Annotated in this window: 20 protein-coding genes and 1 pseudogene; all 21 read right to left on the reverse strand. The window is 41.4% G+C overall.

Translation table 11 applies throughout. The features are described from left to right. Positions 1-303 precede the first annotated feature (303 nt). The 21 genes and pseudogenes from MH215_RS04255 to MH215_RS04350 all read right to left on the reverse strand — a co-directional run bounded on the left by MH215_RS04255 (position 304) and on the right by MH215_RS04350 (position 18643). The gene (locus tag MH215_RS04255) at positions 304-1065 is read right to left on the reverse strand and encodes an exodeoxyribonuclease III (protein WP_239288404.1); all 762 of its coding nucleotides are present in this window, start codon (positions 1063-1065) and stop codon (positions 304-306) included. A gap of 317 nt (positions 1066-1382) precedes the next feature. Continuing rightward, complete coding sequence (locus MH215_RS04260; protein WP_239288405.1) at positions 1383-1904, reverse strand: hypothetical protein; 522 nt, start codon at positions 1902-1904, stop codon at positions 1383-1385. A gap of 1 nt (position 1905) precedes the next feature. Further along, on the reverse strand, positions 1906-2238 hold the full coding sequence (locus MH215_RS29310) for a CdiA C-terminal domain-containing protein (RefSeq protein WP_481857423.1): 333 nt from the start codon (positions 2236-2238) through the stop codon (positions 1906-1908). Then, a complete protein-coding gene (locus MH215_RS04265; RefSeq protein WP_239288406.1) occupies positions 2235-2663 on the reverse strand; it encodes an IS110 family transposase in 429 nt (142 codons plus the stop codon). The genes MH215_RS29310 and MH215_RS04265 overlap by 4 nt, the downstream gene beginning before the upstream one ends. A 280-nt stretch (positions 2664-2943) precedes the next feature. Then, positions 2944-3600, reverse strand: a complete 657-nt coding sequence (locus MH215_RS04270; protein WP_239288408.1) for a hypothetical protein — start codon at positions 3598-3600, stop codon at positions 2944-2946. Between the two features lie 24 nt (positions 3601-3624). After that, positions 3625-3952, reverse strand: a pseudogene (locus tag MH215_RS29315) (DUF6572 domain-containing protein). Between the two features lie 129 nt (positions 3953-4081). Continuing rightward, complete coding sequence (locus tag MH215_RS04280; RefSeq protein ID WP_239288412.1) at positions 4082-4555, reverse strand: SMI1/KNR4 family protein; 474 nt, start codon at positions 4553-4555, stop codon at positions 4082-4084. 19 nt (positions 4556-4574) lie between these two features. Next, entirely contained in the window at positions 4575-4703 is a 129-nt protein-coding gene (locus tag MH215_RS04285) for an HNH endonuclease (RefSeq protein ID WP_343224519.1), read from the reverse strand. An 853-nt stretch (positions 4704-5556) separates the two neighbouring features. Beyond that, positions 5557-5994, reverse strand: coding sequence for an SMI1/KNR4 family protein (locus MH215_RS04290; RefSeq protein WP_239288414.1), 438 nt, complete (start codon positions 5992-5994; stop codon positions 5557-5559). Between the two features lie 595 nt (positions 5995-6589). Beyond that, on the reverse strand, positions 6590-7198 hold the full coding sequence (locus tag MH215_RS04295) for a pentapeptide repeat-containing protein (RefSeq protein ID WP_239288416.1): 609 nt from the start codon (positions 7196-7198) through the stop codon (positions 6590-6592). Then, a complete protein-coding gene (locus MH215_RS04300; RefSeq protein WP_239288418.1) occupies positions 7191-8015 on the reverse strand; it encodes a hypothetical protein in 825 nt (274 codons plus the stop codon). The genes MH215_RS04295 and MH215_RS04300 overlap by 8 nt, the downstream gene beginning before the upstream one ends. A 24-nt stretch (positions 8016-8039) precedes the next feature. Then, the gene (locus tag MH215_RS04305) at positions 8040-9227 is read right to left on the reverse strand and encodes a hypothetical protein (protein WP_239288420.1); all 1188 of its coding nucleotides are present in this window, start codon (positions 9225-9227) and stop codon (positions 8040-8042) included. Positions 9228-9283: 56 nt separating this feature from the next. Further along, a complete protein-coding gene (locus MH215_RS04310) occupies positions 9284-9685 on the reverse strand; it encodes a hypothetical protein (RefSeq protein ID WP_239288421.1) in 402 nt (133 codons plus the stop codon). A gap of 133 nt (positions 9686-9818) precedes the next feature. Next, a complete protein-coding gene (locus MH215_RS04315) occupies positions 9819-10268 on the reverse strand; it encodes an SMI1/KNR4 family protein (RefSeq protein ID WP_239288422.1) in 450 nt (149 codons plus the stop codon). 20 nt (positions 10269-10288) lie between these two features. Beyond that, entirely contained in the window at positions 10289-13087 is a 2799-nt protein-coding gene (locus tag MH215_RS04320; RefSeq protein ID WP_239288424.1) for an HNH endonuclease, read from the reverse strand. A 33-nt stretch (positions 13088-13120) separates the two neighbouring features. Next, on the reverse strand, positions 13121-13498 hold the full coding sequence (locus tag MH215_RS04325; protein WP_186380876.1) for a DUF4280 domain-containing protein: 378 nt from the start codon (positions 13496-13498) through the stop codon (positions 13121-13123). A 45-nt stretch (positions 13499-13543) separates the two neighbouring features. Further along, the gene (locus MH215_RS04330) at positions 13544-14173 is read right to left on the reverse strand and encodes a hypothetical protein (RefSeq protein WP_239288426.1); all 630 of its coding nucleotides are present in this window, start codon (positions 14171-14173) and stop codon (positions 13544-13546) included. Further along, positions 14170-14667: an imm11 family protein gene (locus MH215_RS04335; protein WP_239288430.1), complete on the reverse strand. Its 498-nt coding sequence runs from the start codon at positions 14665-14667 to the stop codon at positions 14170-14172. The genes MH215_RS04330 and MH215_RS04335 overlap by 4 nt, the downstream gene beginning before the upstream one ends. Beyond that, positions 14643-15800 (reverse strand): pentapeptide repeat-containing protein, encoded by a 1158-nt coding sequence (locus tag MH215_RS04340; RefSeq protein WP_239288431.1) that lies wholly within the window; start codon positions 15798-15800, stop codon positions 14643-14645. Before MH215_RS04340 ends, MH215_RS04335 begins: the two co-directional genes overlap by 25 nt. 52 nt (positions 15801-15852) lie before the next feature. Then, positions 15853-17430 (reverse strand): contractile injection system protein, VgrG/Pvc8 family, encoded by a 1578-nt coding sequence (locus tag MH215_RS04345; protein ID WP_239288432.1) that lies wholly within the window; start codon positions 17428-17430, stop codon positions 15853-15855. A gap of 613 nt (positions 17431-18043) precedes the next feature. Beyond that, positions 18044-18643 carry a GNAT family N-acetyltransferase gene (locus tag MH215_RS04350; RefSeq protein ID WP_239288434.1) on the reverse strand — a complete coding sequence of 200 codons (600 nt, stop codon included), beginning with the start codon at positions 18641-18643 and terminating at the stop codon, positions 18044-18046. Positions 18644-18802: the final 159 nt, after the last annotated feature.

Below are 18802 nucleotides of genomic sequence, written 5' to 3' on the forward strand. Positions count from 1 at the left end.
AATCCTGCCCGGGATCGTTGAAAAGAACTAAAAAACCGCAAGTCTCCTGTCACTCCTCGGAAACTTGCGGCATATTGCATTCGAATTATTGCGATTGAACTAAAATATTTACACTGACCACTCCAATGACAGAACAACATTCCAATCGCTGTTATCCCCAGATTTTTCTGATTCCCTTTTTCTAAGGGAAAATCCGGGGATGGTTTATGCTTCCGATGCAGCTTTCTTGCAGAAAGCTTTCAGGCGAACGCTTCGCTTCTTCACGTTATTTCTGTCCTCTCCGTTCTTGTGTAAATGTCTAGTTCAACCTATACAATTTAATGTTAGCCCGACAGGACAATGATCGCTACCCATTACATGGCAGTCAATGTGTGCATCCTCAACTTTTGAGACCAGTTGATTGGATACCAGAAAATAATCGATACGCCAGCCAACATTCCGTTCTCTAACCTTTGGCATATACGACCACCAGCTATACACATCCGTGCGATCCGGATACAGGTGACGGAAGCTATCCACATATCCTGCCGCGAGCAAATCCGTCATTTTACCTCGCTCTTCTAATGTGAACCCTGAATTGCCCATATTGGGCTTGGGATTCTTCAGATCAATCTCTTGATGGGCTACATTCAGGTCACCACATACGATAACCGGTTTGGTCGCTTCCAACTGCTGAAGGTATTTCAGGAAACGATCCTCCCATTCGAGACGGTAAGGTAATCGGGTCAGGTCACGCTTTGCATTAGGTGTATACACATTCACCAGATAAAGTTCATCAAACTCCAGTGTAATCATTCGACCTTCCGGCTCACTGTCTTCCTCCATCCCATACCAGACGGACAGTGGCTTGATCCGGGTAAATACGGCTGTGCCGGAATAGCCTTTTTTGATCGCATAATTCCAGTATTGATATACATCATCACCAAGATCCATCTCGATCTGGCCTGCCTGTAGCTTCGTCTCTTGTACACAGAAAATATCAGCCTGGCTCTCCTGATAATAATCCATAAATCCCTTGGTCACACATGCCCGTAATCCATTTACATTCCAGGACACTAATTTCATATCCTCATCTCCTCACATCTCTCCAATATAGCATGGGCGAATTCGCAAGGACAAGGTGATCAGGCATATTCGATTTCTGTTTGATTGCGATTTACGTATTACAGGAGCGAATAAGAAATATTTTAAATATCTATTCATTTGTGGGAACAAAAACATTGTACCTTAAAATGGTATTTTCTTTTTAAGTAGACACTTAAAAAAAACTTCATGTTATCATGCGGGTTCAAGTGGAAAGTGACCCATAGAGTTAGACAAATTGAAACACCTTCAAGAGAATGCGACCATATCGTAAAATCTGGAGATAACTTTAGAGGTGTTTATTCTTCACTATTTTCTAGAAAATCCTCTTCTTCATAAGGATAATTTAATAGTGCTAGATTTTCTTTCGTCATATACCATGTTCGATATTCATCCAATTTACTGTTGATAAGTAAAGATCCTTTAATTCTTTTCAGCAATGGATATGAGGAGTCATCTTCTAAAATCAAATCTCGATCATTCATATTCAATATTTTACCTATCATTTCAAGTATCTTTATCCATCCTATATCAAATGTATTCGTTATAAATTGAATACTAATAAAAACATTCGTATCTACACCATACGCTTCAAAATTTGCCTTCCGATAACGTTCTGTATAGTCCTCATCATCATCTAGATTAATGCTCATTGAAAAATATGTGCAGCCCACACTTACGCTGTGAGTAAAGGACCTGTCCCATACTTCTGCCTCATAATCAATTAATTCTACAAATAATGCTTCGCATAACATAGTGTATAGCAATTTACTCAATTCTTCTCTAGGAAAATCAGAACTAATACATAACGAAAAATCCATTTTACTCATACCTCCAATACGCTCTAGTTACTTGACGGCCTTCAATGACCAATAGTTCATTTAAATGTTTTAAATCCTTGTGAGTCTGACTTAGTATAAACTCTATAAGTTCAGTTCTTTTTTCAAAAGGATAATCATTTAAATTCAAAACTATTCTCCTTGCTTGATTTGTGGTTTTATCTCTGAGCATTTTAAGAACGGTACTTAGATTAGTTGATTCAGGAGCATAACAATCAAATACTTGTCCTTCAATTATGAAATCTGGACTTTTTCGGGGATCAATACCATCGACTTGGATTTGCTGAACGGCTAGGTTATGAAAGATGGCATTCAGTACACGATTTCCTTGTCCACTGGCAGGTCTTTTCCCTTACCGCCCGAACTAAAGCGGACAGGAACGATTCCGGCAAAACGGGCTAACTTGTCGGCATTGGAGAAGCGACGAATATCTCCGATTTCAGCAATCAGTTCCGCCGCTCTAACGGTGCTAATTCCATCCATCGACTCTAGCCTGTAATCAGTCTGTGCCAATACGACCCTAAGCTGTTCCTCAATATACTTAATGAGTTCCCGACTTCTTCGCATGTCCCCCGCCATGTTGACGATGAGGAAGTCTCTGTATTCTTGGAATTTCCGCTTCGTCTCGCCATCCTGCTTCACCAATTCCAGTATTCCTTCTGGCTTACGGGTGGAACAGGTGTTATGATTCGCTTCACGTAAATACTCCGCCAGTTCATCTACCCCCACCGTCAATGTCACAAAAGAACTTCTTGTAAGACGGATAGTGATAACTTAACTGCTGATGCATTTGATTCTTCAAGCCACTGCGACTTGGTTGAAACATTATTACCATTATCTGGAACACGCACCTTGCTTTCCTGCATCTACTTTTGGTGCTCCATTTACACCTGCGTCAACCGTACCTAGACTCGGTACCTTATCAGAATATCCCGTCCCCTAGGTTGTAAAGCTATTTGGCATAACAAAAAGCGATAAATGGATTACCTATTATCGCAAACGATATTAATAATTTAATTTGTTATAACGTCACAGCTATATTATTTTCTAATATAGTCCTAAAATTAGAATAATTCCTCATCATATTATTACCGTACGCACTCACGGCCTCATTACCATTTATCATACTCTCATAATTTTCTTTAAATTCTTTTTTTATAGGCTCATCTAAACTTGCATAGTACCTTTTAGTGGCTTCTTCTGCTAATTTACGAGAACCATGAGTTAATATAAAATTAATATCAACCACATAACCATTTGAAGGATAAAATCCTCTCATAGCAACTTGCTTCACAAAGTTTTCTAAGTCATTCATACAGCTTTCTACAATTGGCATGAACGAGCTATCTAACCAACTAGTAAATTCTTCAATTGTCCGATCCCAATCTTCTTCATTTGCTATGTTCCAATATAAATGACCTTTTGGTACATTACTTTGACGAGTATTATTATGAAATATTTTATCTTTTGATTTTAATGGGATAATTGCACATTCACCATAAAATGCTACATTTTTATCTGATATATTATTCCAACTTGTATAAAAAAATATCTTATACATGAAATTCCCGTCTTTTTTTGTCATCCAATGACCTGACTTAGAATATTTCCAACCACTATTTATATACTTTTCTGATATTAAACTACATACATTATCAAATACTTCGTTTGATTTCATACTTTCACCCCAAATACAAGTAATCTAGGATTCATATATTTTAAACTCGATTCTCAAATCTTGAATATTATTTCTAAATACATCCAACATTCTATTGCAATTCTCAGTTGGTTTATATTTAAATCTTAAATCAAAAATAAACCCATCTACTGACTTAGCATCTGGATAGATGCTATAGACTTGCCCACTTTCAATAAATGATATATGCATTAATTTTGTCTTGCAATAATGTTAAGTGCTGGAGTTCATTTTCCCAATCTAAATGATCTGCAATCATTAACGCTAACTTATTTTCATTTTTACTCTTTCCAATTCCATCTATTTTATTTTTATCCAATACTGACATTTGCATCTCTCTTCGGTGAACGTCAGCATGGTGATCGGATGAGAGGATCGATGAAATCAATCTTTTGAAATCAGCCCCAGACTCTTTCGCACAAAGTAGGCAATTTATAGTACCTTATCATCAACTAAAAAAGCTCTACTCTTTTAGCATTTCAAAAAATTCAGATATATTACAGGCAACCATTTGTATCACAGGAGAAAATTCCTCTGACTCTTCATGAAACCAAATAACTACTGTAGGCTCTTTTGTTTCTCTGAAATCTAAACAAATAAAATCTCCTGAAAAAAGTGCTGCGATCGGAACTACATTCATTCCGACTAAATCTTCATTGTCAGTTAATCTATCCCCTATTTGTGTAATAGTAACCTCAATATCATACCAACCATTTATGGGATCAGACTCACTGTCATCTAGTACACACAAAAAATTTTCAATAAGATATTTATGGTGATTAAAACTAAAAACATTAGTGATTGGTACAGCTCCATTATTCTCCTTAATGAAGATTCTATAAGCTTCGGGAAATGAAACTCTTAAGCTTCGTTCAACTACATCTAATAATTCATCGCTCGGTAATGGCAGAACAACTGTATTAATATCCATTCTCATCTTTTTCACTCCCTATATTTTATCTTTTAGCGTGCGCCCAACCACCAGGAGCTCTTCCACCTTTATGATTTATGGAATTATGTATACCAAAAGGTACTAGTTCCATTCTACCGTTAATTTCAGAATGAAAATTATTTTTTTGATGGATCTTGTATAACTAAACCTCATACACAATCCTCATGTAGAAATAATATTGAAGATCTTTGTGTAAAAGAAAAGAGGTCCCAGTAAGTTCTGCTCTCTTCCGAATTTTTGATGAATTTCGGGCTTAATTAGATGGCAGATAGCTAGCCTTTAAGCGTTACCCTGGCCTGTGCTATATCAACTGGTCGTCGCCAAATTGTTCGTTCACGATAACCATCGCGGCAAGCAATCCAGTCGTTGCAGACAAGTTGAAGATAAATCTTGACATTATTAATGGTCGGGTTAACTACCCCGAATGATGCTTTGTCTTTTCATCTTCCCAATCGAGGCGAAGTATACTACAGTTACGAAGAATTTTATAAATCGGTGAGAAAGCGAACATTACAAAAAACAGGTCGATCATGGTGGTATCTGACCATAATCAACCTGCTAGATGTATTGGAATAGCGTTATTCAAGTAATAAAATTAAAGCATTTGATGTACGTACAACAGAAATGAAGAAATCTCTTTCGACGATCATATCGATTACTACTGTAATATTAACCGTTGTTTAGCTAACCTGTCCCCCGCCGTTGTGCGGGGTTTCTTTTTTATACAGGTCTTAACTGCCACGTCACCATTAGACAGCGCTAATCTTCTTTTAACCCATCCATTTTTTGTGTATTTCCCAATTATAGTTGAGGCAAGTACTTGTGAATATTACTAAGATCTAATGACTATGAGCGAATATCTAGTTAGTTTATGCTACTAGCACAGGAGATGAAACTTCAATCATAACTGAATTTCTCGAATTGAGCCGCCAATCATACTGATTTAAGAATTGAGCAACTTTGCTTCTCCTGTTTGAACAGAAACTCTATTCGGTGTCGTACAAACTACCAATAAACTCATTAATATTTTTCGCCAAAAAAAACATGTTTTCCATAGCCTCATCATACTCTTCATCATGTATCCAGAAATAAATCTGCTCATAGAACTCTTCAGTAACACCTAAACAAACCTGGTTACCACCTGAATCACTAGCAATAGGAATAAAGCCAATTTCCAATATATCATCAAAAAAATCAAATTTTCTTTCTAGATTACTTCTCATGCTGCCAATTCCATAAAGTATATTTAATGCACTTTCACCCTCATCCGAGGAGATTTTAAAGACATTCGGTTGAACACGCCCCCCATTATATTCTAATAAAAAATCTCTATATAACATAGGTAATTTGATATTTGTAGTATTCTCAAAATTCTCCACTTGCTCTAAAGATACCTTATCATGTACTCGTACAACTTCAGCCATAGAAACTACTCCTCACTATTTTTTGTTTTGTTTTTACCATTGACCTTAGATTGCCCACCAATATGTTTGAATTCGTCATGAATATCTTCTTCCACTAAAACCATGGTCTAACTTAGGATTTTTAAGAATTCCTCATAGCTTTTATAAGCTTTGCCAATCCTCTATATAAGTATAAAACTTATTGCATATGATTAAATGGAAATCCATCTTCCCTCAATACCAGTGAACCATCCTCTCTCAAAAGAAGAAATTCCATTCAATTCTTTTCAGCTCCTAATAAATCATTTGGTGTTGCATGAGTATAGACCCTGTCGTGTAGATTTAATGTAGCTTGTTGGCTAGTCGTTATTTTTGATCTTGCCTCATCTGATAAATCATCAACACTAGAAATTATCTTCCCCCATTGCCTGTCCCCTCAGCCTTTAGTTTCGACGGATCCAGACCGGGAGTGGCCTTCTCCACAGTCGCCTGCTCCAGCTCCTTCTAATACAAAAAACTCATTCCTATACACTTTTAAATACGGGAATGAGTTTTAGAACGTATTCATTTAAGTGCCAAATTTCGAACTGAAATATATATTCACTTAAATCATTTATTACAATTCACTAGTAATTTTTTCTAGCACTCCTTCATCAAACTTTGCACCAATTATATTTGCACCTATCCAAATCACCCCATCCAATTTAGAACTGATGAAGTTCGCACCCTCAAAATCTCCATTAGTAAGATTCGCACCACTTAGATCGACATCCTTAAAAGAAGCGTACTTTGCCTTTACATCTGTTAAATTTGCATTTCTAAATGTACTTCCATTAAAAATGGTATCATATAAATCTCCGTTACTTAAATCAACCTGATCAAAACACGCTTTCTCGCAAAAACTAATTTTAATTTTAGCAAATTTCATAGTTGATTCATTGAAGTTTGAATCTTTAAAAAAACAGTCTGCAAAATCGATATTTTCCAAATTACACTTCCTGATGTCAGCCGAAATAAAGTCAGAATCACGAAATGAGGCATTAATAATGGAGGATGCTCTTAATTTAGTGCCAACAGCTGTCATTCGATTAGCCATTAATTCAGAAAAATCTGAAAAGCTAAGATCTAAACCAGAAATATCTATTGCTTCGACTATATTTTTTTCCTCTATGGAAAATGAAATTTTAGAAATTATTTCATCTATTTCTCCTCTTTGATTACCCATTGACATCCCCACCCCTTTGTCTCAATAATTGTAATTGTTTTAAATATTTTTCCCATGCTTTATTTGGATTAAACGAAACTGATCTTTTACTTTTGCTAAAACTAGGTATAGCAAAAACATCGTATTGTTCCATGTAGTCCATTACAGTAGTCCAACGATCAAGTAATTCATTAGCATCTGCCTCCCAAGGCTTTGCCACAAGATCAATTCGAATCCCCCCCCAGTCCATTTCTGTCACCTCGGCAGGGATTTTTTCAAAAATCTCTTTATCAAATAAATTCAATATATCTCCACTAAAGTAAGTTCGAGTTCCCATTCCCAGTGGACCACACGGCCCAAAGGTAACCGGAGCCGGTTGCGAGCAAAAGTTCATCCATTTTTGTAAACGATCAACTTCAGACTGCCACGGTGTAAGAACTGGCCAAAAGCCATGAGTGATACCATACCGCGGTTTAATAACGCTCGCAATTTCATCTGATAGTTTAAAAATTTCAGGCCACAGTTTTTTAGGAGGTTTTTTAAAATCAAAACCAAAGTAAGTTCTAAAGTTTGAAATCAAATCCAATTTCCCCGTATACTCTATTGAATGATTTCTTTGTAAATATAATTCTGAAAACCTTGGTTGTTGTAAAAGTATCCTTGCTATAATCTCATCACGATCATAGTCGACCTTTACTGTTTCACTGTTTCCCCATAAAGTTGGCTCGAAATATTCATTTGCTCCAAAAACATTCAATATACTGTTTATTACATCTACATTCACTAAATCAACACTTGGAAACATGGAAATACCAAAAAATTTAGGATGGACAGTCATTGTTTAAAAACACCTCCAACAGATTTAAACATCTTCCCAGAAACCTTCTCCGGTTTCCTTATCTATTATCCATTTATGAGTTACTTTACCACTAGAAGGATCAGTATAATATATCTCACTTCCACTAGCCAAAGGTGCACTTGGTCTTGGTTTAGGAGGAACACCATATAAATCGGGGTTATCACTCGACATTGTCACTATATGACGTCCATTTTCAACCATCTCTGCCATTTCTTTTTCTGCTCGCATCTGTGAATCGTTGTAAATAACTTGATTTCCCTCACCTGTGTGGTGCTTATGATCATGTACAATATCTATTTCCTTATTCTCGTTTCGTCCAATACTATCAGGTCGGGTTACATGTCCCTCGCTAGAAGTAAATGTTACAATCGTATCTTTATTGTTATCTTCAAGTTCACGTCCCAAATGGTTTGTCAAAGACTCTCTACCTTGCTTCTCTTCTTCACTTCCACGGCTTGAATTATTTTTTAATCTCTCATTTGCAATGTCCCAATCTTCGCGACTTCTCGGTACATCACCACTAGCTTCTTTTCTTGCACAGTACCGCTCGTATCTTAAATCATTAGCAGCTTTCGAATCTCCACGAGCCTCGGCCTCGTCAATAAGCTTTCTATAATCTTGCTCAGTTTTACCCTTGAAGTCTTCCTTACGTTTACCTGATGAACCCTGCTTGTCCATCTTCATAATGACTGGTACGTTCCCACCGTCGGGTAGTTGTACGTACCTAATACGCCACGGGATACTGCCCGCAGCACCTTCCGTCATTTTCCCCACCGCTTTAGCGATGAGTTCGCCCAACTCATTCAGAGATGGAGGAAGTAATGCCGCATTGGTCTTGAATTTCCCATCTTTTATTACAGCAGCGGCACCATCTGAACCATCTCCATCCCCATGAAGGAAACCTTTTGGCCCCGAACCATCTCCATGGTCCGACTTACGTCCCATTTTATTGATTTTCATGGCGCTTTTCTTGACTAGCGAACTGCCTCCTAGCGCCATTCCCGCAATGTCGAGCTGAGCTAAACTCGCTTCCGCATCCGAGACACCCGCCTGTTTACTCTCTTCTTCGGTGAACGTCAGCATGGTGATCGGATCTTTTTTGGCCTGATTCATGAGAGGAGTGATGAATTCACTAGCGACCCCTATGGCATCATTCCCGAGCTCACCCCAAGACTTTTGAAGTGTCACCACATCGCTTGCATAGTCCCATGTCTTGACTAGACCTTGCCACGTTGCATTCCTCTCCTCTAACGGACCGACATATCCACCATCTTTGAAACTACTATACGTGGCTCGGACTTGATTGCCTGTGGTGTAACACCTTTTGGCTTTGTAGGATGGCCACTATTGTATGTATATGTACTTGTTATACTGTTGTCCTCTCTAACAACAATAATTGCTCTATCTGCTGGAATCACTTCTCCTGTTTTCAGGAATGATGTCCCTCCAACATCACTCGGCAATTCTATGTCATAAACTCCCTGTCCTTTTTTCCCAACTTCTGATATTAGTTTTGCAGCATCTTTTTGATTATCCCACCTACCAATCTGAACTTTATCATTAATTGCCCTAGCTTTTAATTTAGCATCAGAAATATGTGAGCCATGTTTAGAGTAAGCATGACCATATGTGGGTAGACTCTTTTGCACGTCACCCGTCATACATATAGAGGATAAAAAAGACCACAACACGGGCAGCTAGCTCGCATTGTGGCATTGTTGGTTGTATTGTAAGGTCTAGTTGCTAAGATGTAAACCTAGTTAATCTTATGGACTATACGAATTATTCTTCTTTATCATCGTACAGTGAGTTCAAAAATTCATTAAGATCATTTGCAAGAAAGAACATGTTACTCATATCATCTGGATTATCAGATTCTTGTTCGTGATCCCAAAAAAATATATTACTGTAGTATTTTTCGCTTAATCCCAAACAAATCACGTTACCTGATGGATCGTTTCCAATAGGAATAAACCCTGATGGAAGTCTGCCTTCATAAATATCGATATATTCTTCTAAGTTACTATACATGTCCCCAATACCATAAAAAATATTAAGTACTCCTTCCCCTTGCTCATCAGAAATTTTGAACATGCTTGGTGAAGGATCGCCTCCATTTGATTCTAATAGAAAGTTTTTATATTGTTCAGGAAATCTCAAATTAAGCTTCTGCTGGAATTCATTAATTTCTTCTAATGTAATAGGCTGATGTGATCCATCCATTTGCACCATAGTTACACCCCTTAATTATTTTATTCATTACCTTTTCCATTCACTTTTGATACTCCGCCAATATGCCTGAATTCAGCATGTACCTTTTCGTCGACTAAGATCATTGTCTTACCATCTTGATGGTGATGCCAAGTATACCCTGCCGGTGATTTATTAGACTCAGTTACAGGAGGAACAGAGTCCTTGCTCAAACCTGCCTCCAAATTTGCTGCTTTATAATCTGCTGGTCTATTTGTTGGTGAAGCGAATTTAATTTCGACTGGCTCAACAGTCGGGTGGTAATACTCAGAAAAGTCAGGGTAGCCATCTGGATAACTCACAGACTGCCCTTTCTTATTTGTATACGTCCATGTTCCATTCTCATCAATTGAGATAGTGCCACCTTTATTATACCATTTTTTAGGCACAGGTGAGTTCATTGGCTTCGTTTCCATTATTTCTTTAGTGAAATCTGATAGGTCTAACTTCCCTGTCTTTTTACCCGTCCCCTCAGTTCCACCCTTGAGGTCTTCCTTACGGTTACCTGATGAACCCTGTTTGTCCATCTTCATAATGACTGGTACGTTCCCACCGTCGGGTAGTTGTACGTACCTAATACGCCACGGGATACTGGCCGCAGCACCTTCCGTCATTTTCCCCACCGCTTTAGCGATGAGTTCGCCCAACTCATTCAGAGATGGAGGAAGTAATGCCGCATTGGTCTTGAATTTCCCATCTTTTAATACTGCACTGGTGCTGTCTGGGCCATCTCCATCCCCATGAAGGAAACCTTTTAGCCCCGAACCATCTCCATGGTCCGACTTACGTCCCAATTTATTGATTTTCATGGCGCTTTTCTTGACTAGCGAGCTGCCTCCTAGCGCCATTCCCGCAATGTCGAGCTGAGCTAAACTCGCTTCCGCATCCGAGACACCCGCCTGTTTACTCTCTTCTTCGGTGAACGTCAGCATGGTGATTGGATCCTTTTTGGCCTGGTTCATGAGAGGAGTGATGAATTCACTCGCGACCCCTAAGGCATCATTCCCGAGCTCACCCCAAGACTTTTGAAGTGTCACCACATCGCTTGCATAGTCCCATGTCTTGACTAGACCTTGCCACGTTGCATTCCTCTCCTCTAACGGACCGACATATCCACCATCTTTGAAGCTACTATACGTGGCTCGGACTTGATCGGGGCCTTCGAGTCCGGTATATAAGATGTCCGCGACATCTCCTACCATGCGGAGCAAGCCCTTACCTTCATCAATGTTGCGATTCAGTTCGCTTTGGTGCCTAAGCTCCCAATTTCGCGCTAAGCGTTCTTGCTTCAATACTGCTTCTCCCATGCTTGCTAAAGCTTGGTCGAATGCCGACTCAATCATCTCAAATGAACGATGAATCTCTGCTTCAAGCAGCACCTTCTCACTTTTACCGTTTACCTCTTCGACTAATTCCACATGATCGGTTGCTGTTTGAATGAAGAGACCCTCAGCCCCGGTGAGCGAGACATTCCCACCGCTAATGTTAACGTCTCCCATCGATTGAATCTGGATATGCGTCGTACTGTTTAAGTTCACCCCGTTACCCGCCGCCATGGAAATGTATAATGAGCCCTCTTGAGCAGTCATGACCAACTCACTGTCTCCGAGCGTAAATGACTTTCCTTGTGGATTTCCAAACGACTTGACGCCGGGATCTTGCATCACCTTGCTGCTTTTTGCGGCATGCGTTGCTTCCTTGGGCTCCTCCCGAACCGATTGCATGACCATCGCTTCATCTTCTTCAGCACTAGGAAAGTACAGTTTCACCTTTGCACCAGGCTCAGGCATCATGTACCATACTTGACTGCCTTCTGCGGCATATGGAAACCATCTTGCTTCGCCCGCTTGCTGATCTTCATCCATATCAAGGTGAACTTTGACCTGATTTCGCTTTACATCAATGATTTTACCATCTATGGAAGCACCAATGATATCCGTCTGCAACTTTTTCGTCAGAGGATGGAAGGTAGGCAACGCGCAGGTATACGTCCACTGTAACAATCCACGATCCATGACTGCCTCGCGGCGGTGGATAAGATACGTCGCTCCATCACAAGACACTTCGTCGCCTGGCTGTAGTTCCTGACCCAAGTTAAAGGTAAACGTCGTATATTGCTCTTCGTTCACTTGATGCTGCTCATGAGCTACGGTATGTAAATAGTTCTCCAGATTACGTGCCTTCTCATACGGCCGTTCCTTCAGTTCGAAGCTCCTTATACCTTCCGGATAACCAATCCAAAAACGAGGCTTGTGCGCGGTCACGTCAGGGATAAGATCCGCTCCCATGTGGGAAGCAATCCGCTTCAAAAATGCCCAATCTGTCTCCTGATACTGCATGAGAAAGACTCCGGTCTTGTTGTCCTCCAAGGCATAGTCGATATAGTCTCCTTCAGGATACGCGTCCATAATGCGATGGACAATATCCAGATATCTCAGGTTCTCATTTTGGAAGGATCTCGTTCGCTGAAACGTGTCCAATTCGTAGGTATGGGAGATGACCACCGCTCTTACATAAGTCATTCCTCTGAACGCTTCAATGGAAATGTCATGTAACTGCCCTTTGAACAACGGTATTTCCCGTCCCGTATTATCTTTTCGAATGAATCCGACACGATCGTGGCTCCCCGCCTGTTGAAGAATGGTCTCTTCCCAGTCTTCATCGATCCAGCCACTAAAGGATAAACGGGCATGTGAACCGGCCTGCTGGGTCCACTGCAGCCGATCCAATCGTACAGGCCCATACGGCCAATGGATCAGGATATCCTCGTATGTCAGTGTCGATTGTTCTTCGTTCTGCACGACGTTCCCCTTTCTTCTCCTATTTACTTTTAATTACAGTTGTCCATCCTTATTTATTGTTATCGTTCCACCCTTGCGACAGATCAGTTCCGACCTGTTAAGAAGAGCTGACTCCCCCTCCACTAACACGTCCTCTTTGCCTTGGGTCCATTTGTTGAAAAACGTATCTGGCACACATAACGCCCCATCCACTTTGCAAAACCCGCAACGTCCCACGTTGGCCAGCGGTATAACGTCGGCAACGTTCATTACAGGCTGTTCTTTAATATAAATTCCGTGAGAAAGCGGTAGATTTAGTACGCCGGGTTCCGAGCCCTCACTGCAGGTTATCTCTGCGCCACGCACCACATACGTGAACTCTCCACTGAACCCTCCAGACAGGAGGGCTTTGACAAGCATGGGAAGCAACATGTTTTCTCCTCCTCTGCAAAATATGTGTTGGCCATCCGTCTCCGTCTATGTGGTGACCTGAGCACACATGAATATAGCCCTTGTTATCGGTCGCCATATTTGAAGCTGTTCCATAGGAAAGCGAACATTGCCCGTAACCAGTCTGTCGCCCACCGAAGTTACGAAGAATATGTCGTAAGCGATGCCTCGCACCGATGGTTGGATCGATTCACTGTAAAACATAACAAGAGGATCTCCATGCACCGTTTCTTCATGAAGCCACTGTGCATCTTTTTTACGGATTCGCATCTGCTCAGTCATGGCATGACCAATGGCTTCAACCTGGCTGGCTTCGAGCGGATGGTTCAATCTCGTTAGACCGAAGGTAATCCCATGTATTTCGTCTATCCACATAGCTTCTTCATGTCCCTGACGGTTATGATCCTGCTGTAACTTTCCCCGGGGCACTTGAACCAAAACATCTGGTAACGGAAGCAAAAATCCATCCCCCCAAATCGGTTGTGGAGTAAGGCTGATTAATGTTCCATGAAGGGTGAGATTGCCATGTCGAACACCGTCGAAGATCTCTTCTTCCGTCAATGCATTCAGCTCCAATGTCGCGTCTTCTTGAGCACGCTTCGCGAGACGGATACTACGATCTAATTTCAGTAGCACTTCGTCACCATAGGGTTTCATTCCATCTCCACCTTCCGAAACACAAAACCTGTGAACCCCCGTCGGAGCATGCTTTCGGCCAAATCCAGACGAACCAGTACACGCGTTTCTCTTACATCGCCCAACATCCATATCCGCTGATCCTGCACCGCTTGCGCATCCAATACGAGTTGTTTCAATGAACCATCCGGATGAAAAACACTTTTCTCGGAGAACATGGATGCGTTGGAGAGTTTAAAAACCCAGTAGCTGAATGGTTCGCCGTTCTCTTCATTGATAAAGGTTACCGATTTAAACGGAATCGTTTCGTCGACGTTCTCCATAAGCCGCTTCATGCGATCGCTCATATAGTAGGCAGGCCTTGTTATCCAATCGGTCATTTCGTCATGTGGTTTTCGCTCGATCCTCCGAACTGAAGAGAATGGCAATTCATCATAAGGCGTATCTATAACTGGTGGCCTGAATACATTCAATATTCGTTGGTCTTCGATCAGTTCGTAATATTGCTGGACCATAGTCCCTCCTTGTCTTCTCGCGTGGGTAGTGCCACCCAAAGTACCGATGCCAGTTGCTCGTCGCTCCATTGGTCTTCATACTTGTCACGATCATGAATCCATACTTGTGCACCTGTAAGATTTGCCTCTTTGAAATCGGCTTGAGCCAAGTTCGCACCTCTCAAATCCGCGTTTTCTAGATTGGCCCTTTCGAAGGAGATACCTTGAAGTCCCAGCGAAGTTGTTGCAAATCCATCCCCGTTTCCTCCATCCGAGGTTTCCGAAAGGTTGGCTCCCTTCAGGTTACATCCCCGAAAACTAGCATCGGTGAGCACGCTTCCGCGAAGATCCGTTTCGCTCAGGTTGCTTCGATGCCACTTTGTGCCGATGAGAATGGAATTTCTGAAGCTACACTTCCTAAAGTCAGCGTCACTGAAATCGGAATACCGAACATCGACATGATCAAATGAACCCTCAGGCAAAGAAAGCAAAGTATAGTCCCCGTATGCATTCTCCAAACCGACTGCTGCTGATAATTTTTTTTGTAGGTGTTGTATATTTCGGTGATCGCCTTCCCTGATGTGCACCGGCTCACTATAGTCCTTATATTCCCCAACCCTGATCTGGAAGCGATCTGATCGATCTAATGCTTGCATCTCTGGTAAGTTCAAGATATGGGGTACAGCCATTCGGGCGATGGCCATAACGAAGGCATTGAATTGTGCTGCCGCTTGCAAGATCATCCGTTCTGCATCCGATGCGTTCAGCTTTCCTCCATAGCGTTTCATTTCTACAATCAGCGAATCCTGTAGTCCGTTCAATGGCGCAAAGGCCCATGTTGCGTCGTATTCGTGGAAACATCCGATGTCATCCCAATACCAGTCCTCGGAGTAAGCCTCCAAGAGGTAGGCATAGCTTCCATTAACTAGCGACATTCTTAGCATGGAACAATGAATGAATGCGACAGAACTCTTGCCTTGCTGTTCCTGATCTATTTTGGCTTGAATACATAGCTGCCTGATCGACTCCACGAAAGCTTGGATTAATTCCTCTCTGTGTTCCACAACATAAGTTCTAAGGGTTGAAAGAGCATAGTGAATGGCAGGTTCCAGCACGACCTGATTGAAGTGGGTTAAGGCCTCTTCTTTATTCATTGTTGTTCCTTTCCAACGTGGTAGCCACTGTTCTTGTTGTCATGGCCAGAAACTAGTTCAGTTTGATTTCAGATCCATGCATTTTCAGCTCTTCTTCTAACGTAATCGTGTTGCCCTTACCGGTCAGTTCGATTTTACTACCAGCAATGCGAATCGTTTGCCCAGACATGACAACGTCCTGTCCGGCTGTGATACTCACATTCTGATCGCTAACAATCTCAATGCCGCTTTCATCACTGACGGTAATGTACATGCCTCCTGCAGAAATGACGATTTTATCCGGAGCAAGCATGATTTCTTTGCCATACTTCGTCCGGAAAGTCTTGATGTCGGGATTGCCCATCCGATCTTCGGGGACAGGAGCGGGGGGAACGACCCGTACGTTCTCTGAAGAACTTCCCGCGCTAGCGGAACTAACGCTGCTACGTGTAGGACTGGAAGCACCAGAACTTCCACCCGAGTATCCTCCGTTTGGAGATGCTTCTGTCGTCGTTCCAGACGAGCCTGATGGTTTAACGGCCTGTTCAGGATCCTGCCGCTTGACAGAGCTGATGGCGATGCCTTCTTCTTCTTTTTTACTCGGAAAATAGATTCGGATATGATCGTTCACCTCAGGCATGCAGTACCAGCCGGTATTATTCTCAGAGGCGTAAATAGTAGAATACGGAAAATAGTAAGCCGTACTCTCATCCTGCTGCTCATCCATATCCAGCTTCGCTCGGACTTTATCCCCTTTGACCTGAAGCACTTTAGCCTGAATCGATGCGCCAATGATAGACGTATTGTAGCGCTTCTTTTGCCGCAGTCCTTCAAAGGGAAATAATGAATAGGTATGCTCCAACAGGCTATCTTTAAAACGCGAGGTGACCTCGCCGACATTCCATCTTCGCCCTTTGAATTGAACTTCCGATCCCAAAGCAAACCATTGCCTGCTATCCGCCTCGTATACGATATAATCAAGGTCTTTTGCACCAGGCATCTTATTTTCCATTGCTGAACGGTAATCGGCAATTCGTTTGGTAGCGATATAATGTGTAGCCAAGAATTCTCCCTTATACTGACCTTCGGGCACGCCAAAGTAGAACTTCGGCTTTCCTGACCTCGAATCGGCAATCAGCCCCGTATAGAAATGAGAAGCCATCCGTTGGATGAATTGCCAGTCTGTCTCTTCATACTGCATCACGAAATCGCCAATCTTCTTTCCTTCCGTCACATAATCAATCACATCCGAACCGTCATAGGGGGATATGATTTTCCTGACCAGATTGGCATAAGTGAGGTTCGGATTTTGGAATGAACGTTTGTGTAGCTTCAGATCCAGCAGATGGGTATGGGATATCGCATCTACTAAAAGCGTATGTACACCGTTAACAACTTTCACTTTGACATGAAGCACAATACCGGAAAAAAACGTAGTTTCATTCCCTTCATCGTCCACCATCTTCACTGTGATATCCGTCTGAGATGTCGTGGCTTGTACATAACTGTCTTTTCGCACCTCCGGTATGACTGCTTCCAATTTTAATCTGGCATGTCCATTTAACGAACGGTGAACTTCAAGTGTTTGCAAACGAGTGATTTCGTACGGTGTTATCTTCACCTGACCGTACGTAATAGCGGAAATACTCACAACATTCCTCCTTGTATCCAACATTATTTTCATAATCATCCTAAATAACATGTATTTATATTAATCGGAATTTTATGGACAACATTGAATGCGAAGAAAGTATCAAATCGAGATGTGTACTTGTGCAATATGAACGGTTTCATTTCCTATGATTTTGACAACATAGTGCCTCTTCGTTAATGAGGATATATCATTTCTGAGATAGAATCGAAGTACATAGGGAGGATGGAACGTAATCGTTCCAATTTGTATAAAGTCTCTAAAATATAAAGTCACGGGGCAATTAAATATACGGAACAAGACGCAAGCGGAAACAAAAAGGCATTATCATGAGCATGTCCCGCAAGAGTACGCCCACAGATAATGCCCCTATTAAATCGTTTAATCCCACGCTAAAGTCTGAAACGCTCTATCTCGTATCGTTAACCAGTACAACGATGGCAATCTTCGAGAAAGGTGTTTTGATCCCTATCTCACAAATAGGAACAGTCCCTAATCTTTAAAACTAAGTATATTGTAATCGATCAAGTCGTTAACCGTGATTACGTCCCAGGTTTGATCCGTTTAATAGCTTGACCCATTGACAAACACGAATTTGAGGCACACCTACAGCTCACTCTATTTCTTCTGGGATACGTGCGGATTCTTTTGCATGACCTTTTTCACTCCTCAGTTTAGAGAACACAGCAAGGTCAACGTATCTTCCCTTCTCAAACTCATGCTCCCGCAAAACACCTTCCTGCTGAAAACCAAGCTTGCGTAGCAGATAGATCGATGCCTCATTCTTCGGTTCTACTCTTGCTTCGATCTTGTTGAGCTGCATGCTCGTGAATCCAAACTGCATAATAACTCCTGCTACCTCTGTCATGACACCTCGTCCCCAATAATTAGGGTGTAGATCGTATCCAATTTCAGCGCGGTTATGTACCTCTTCCAGGTTGAGAAACCCACAGGTTCCGATGACTTTCCCAGATTCATGATCCTCAATCATCCAACGTAACCCTGACTTTTCTCTGAAAATCTTCGCATACCAGCTCATCTCACCGTTCGCATCATCCACCGACTCGAAGGGGGTAAACGGCATAAACTCAACGACAGCTTCATTCGAATACAATTCCAAAATATCGTTACTGTCATCGACCTCTGCGGATCGGAGGTTGAATCGTTCTGTCTTCAATTGAGGGAATTCATCAAAATCAAATCGATTGCTCATATGTCATCTCCTTTGTTATACGTTATTGTACAACGCTTTACTCTAGATAAGAAAGCCTATCTTAGGCAGAGCCTCCTTGAAGCCACCATCTCGCTATTCGAATTGAAACAGGGTTCTATACGTCTCCATCTACGATTGTTTATTCAATCATGTTGTCTG

The organism is Paenibacillus sp. ACRSA, assembly GCF_022346845.1.
GTDB lineage: Bacteria > Bacillota > Bacilli > Paenibacillales > Paenibacillaceae > Paenibacillus.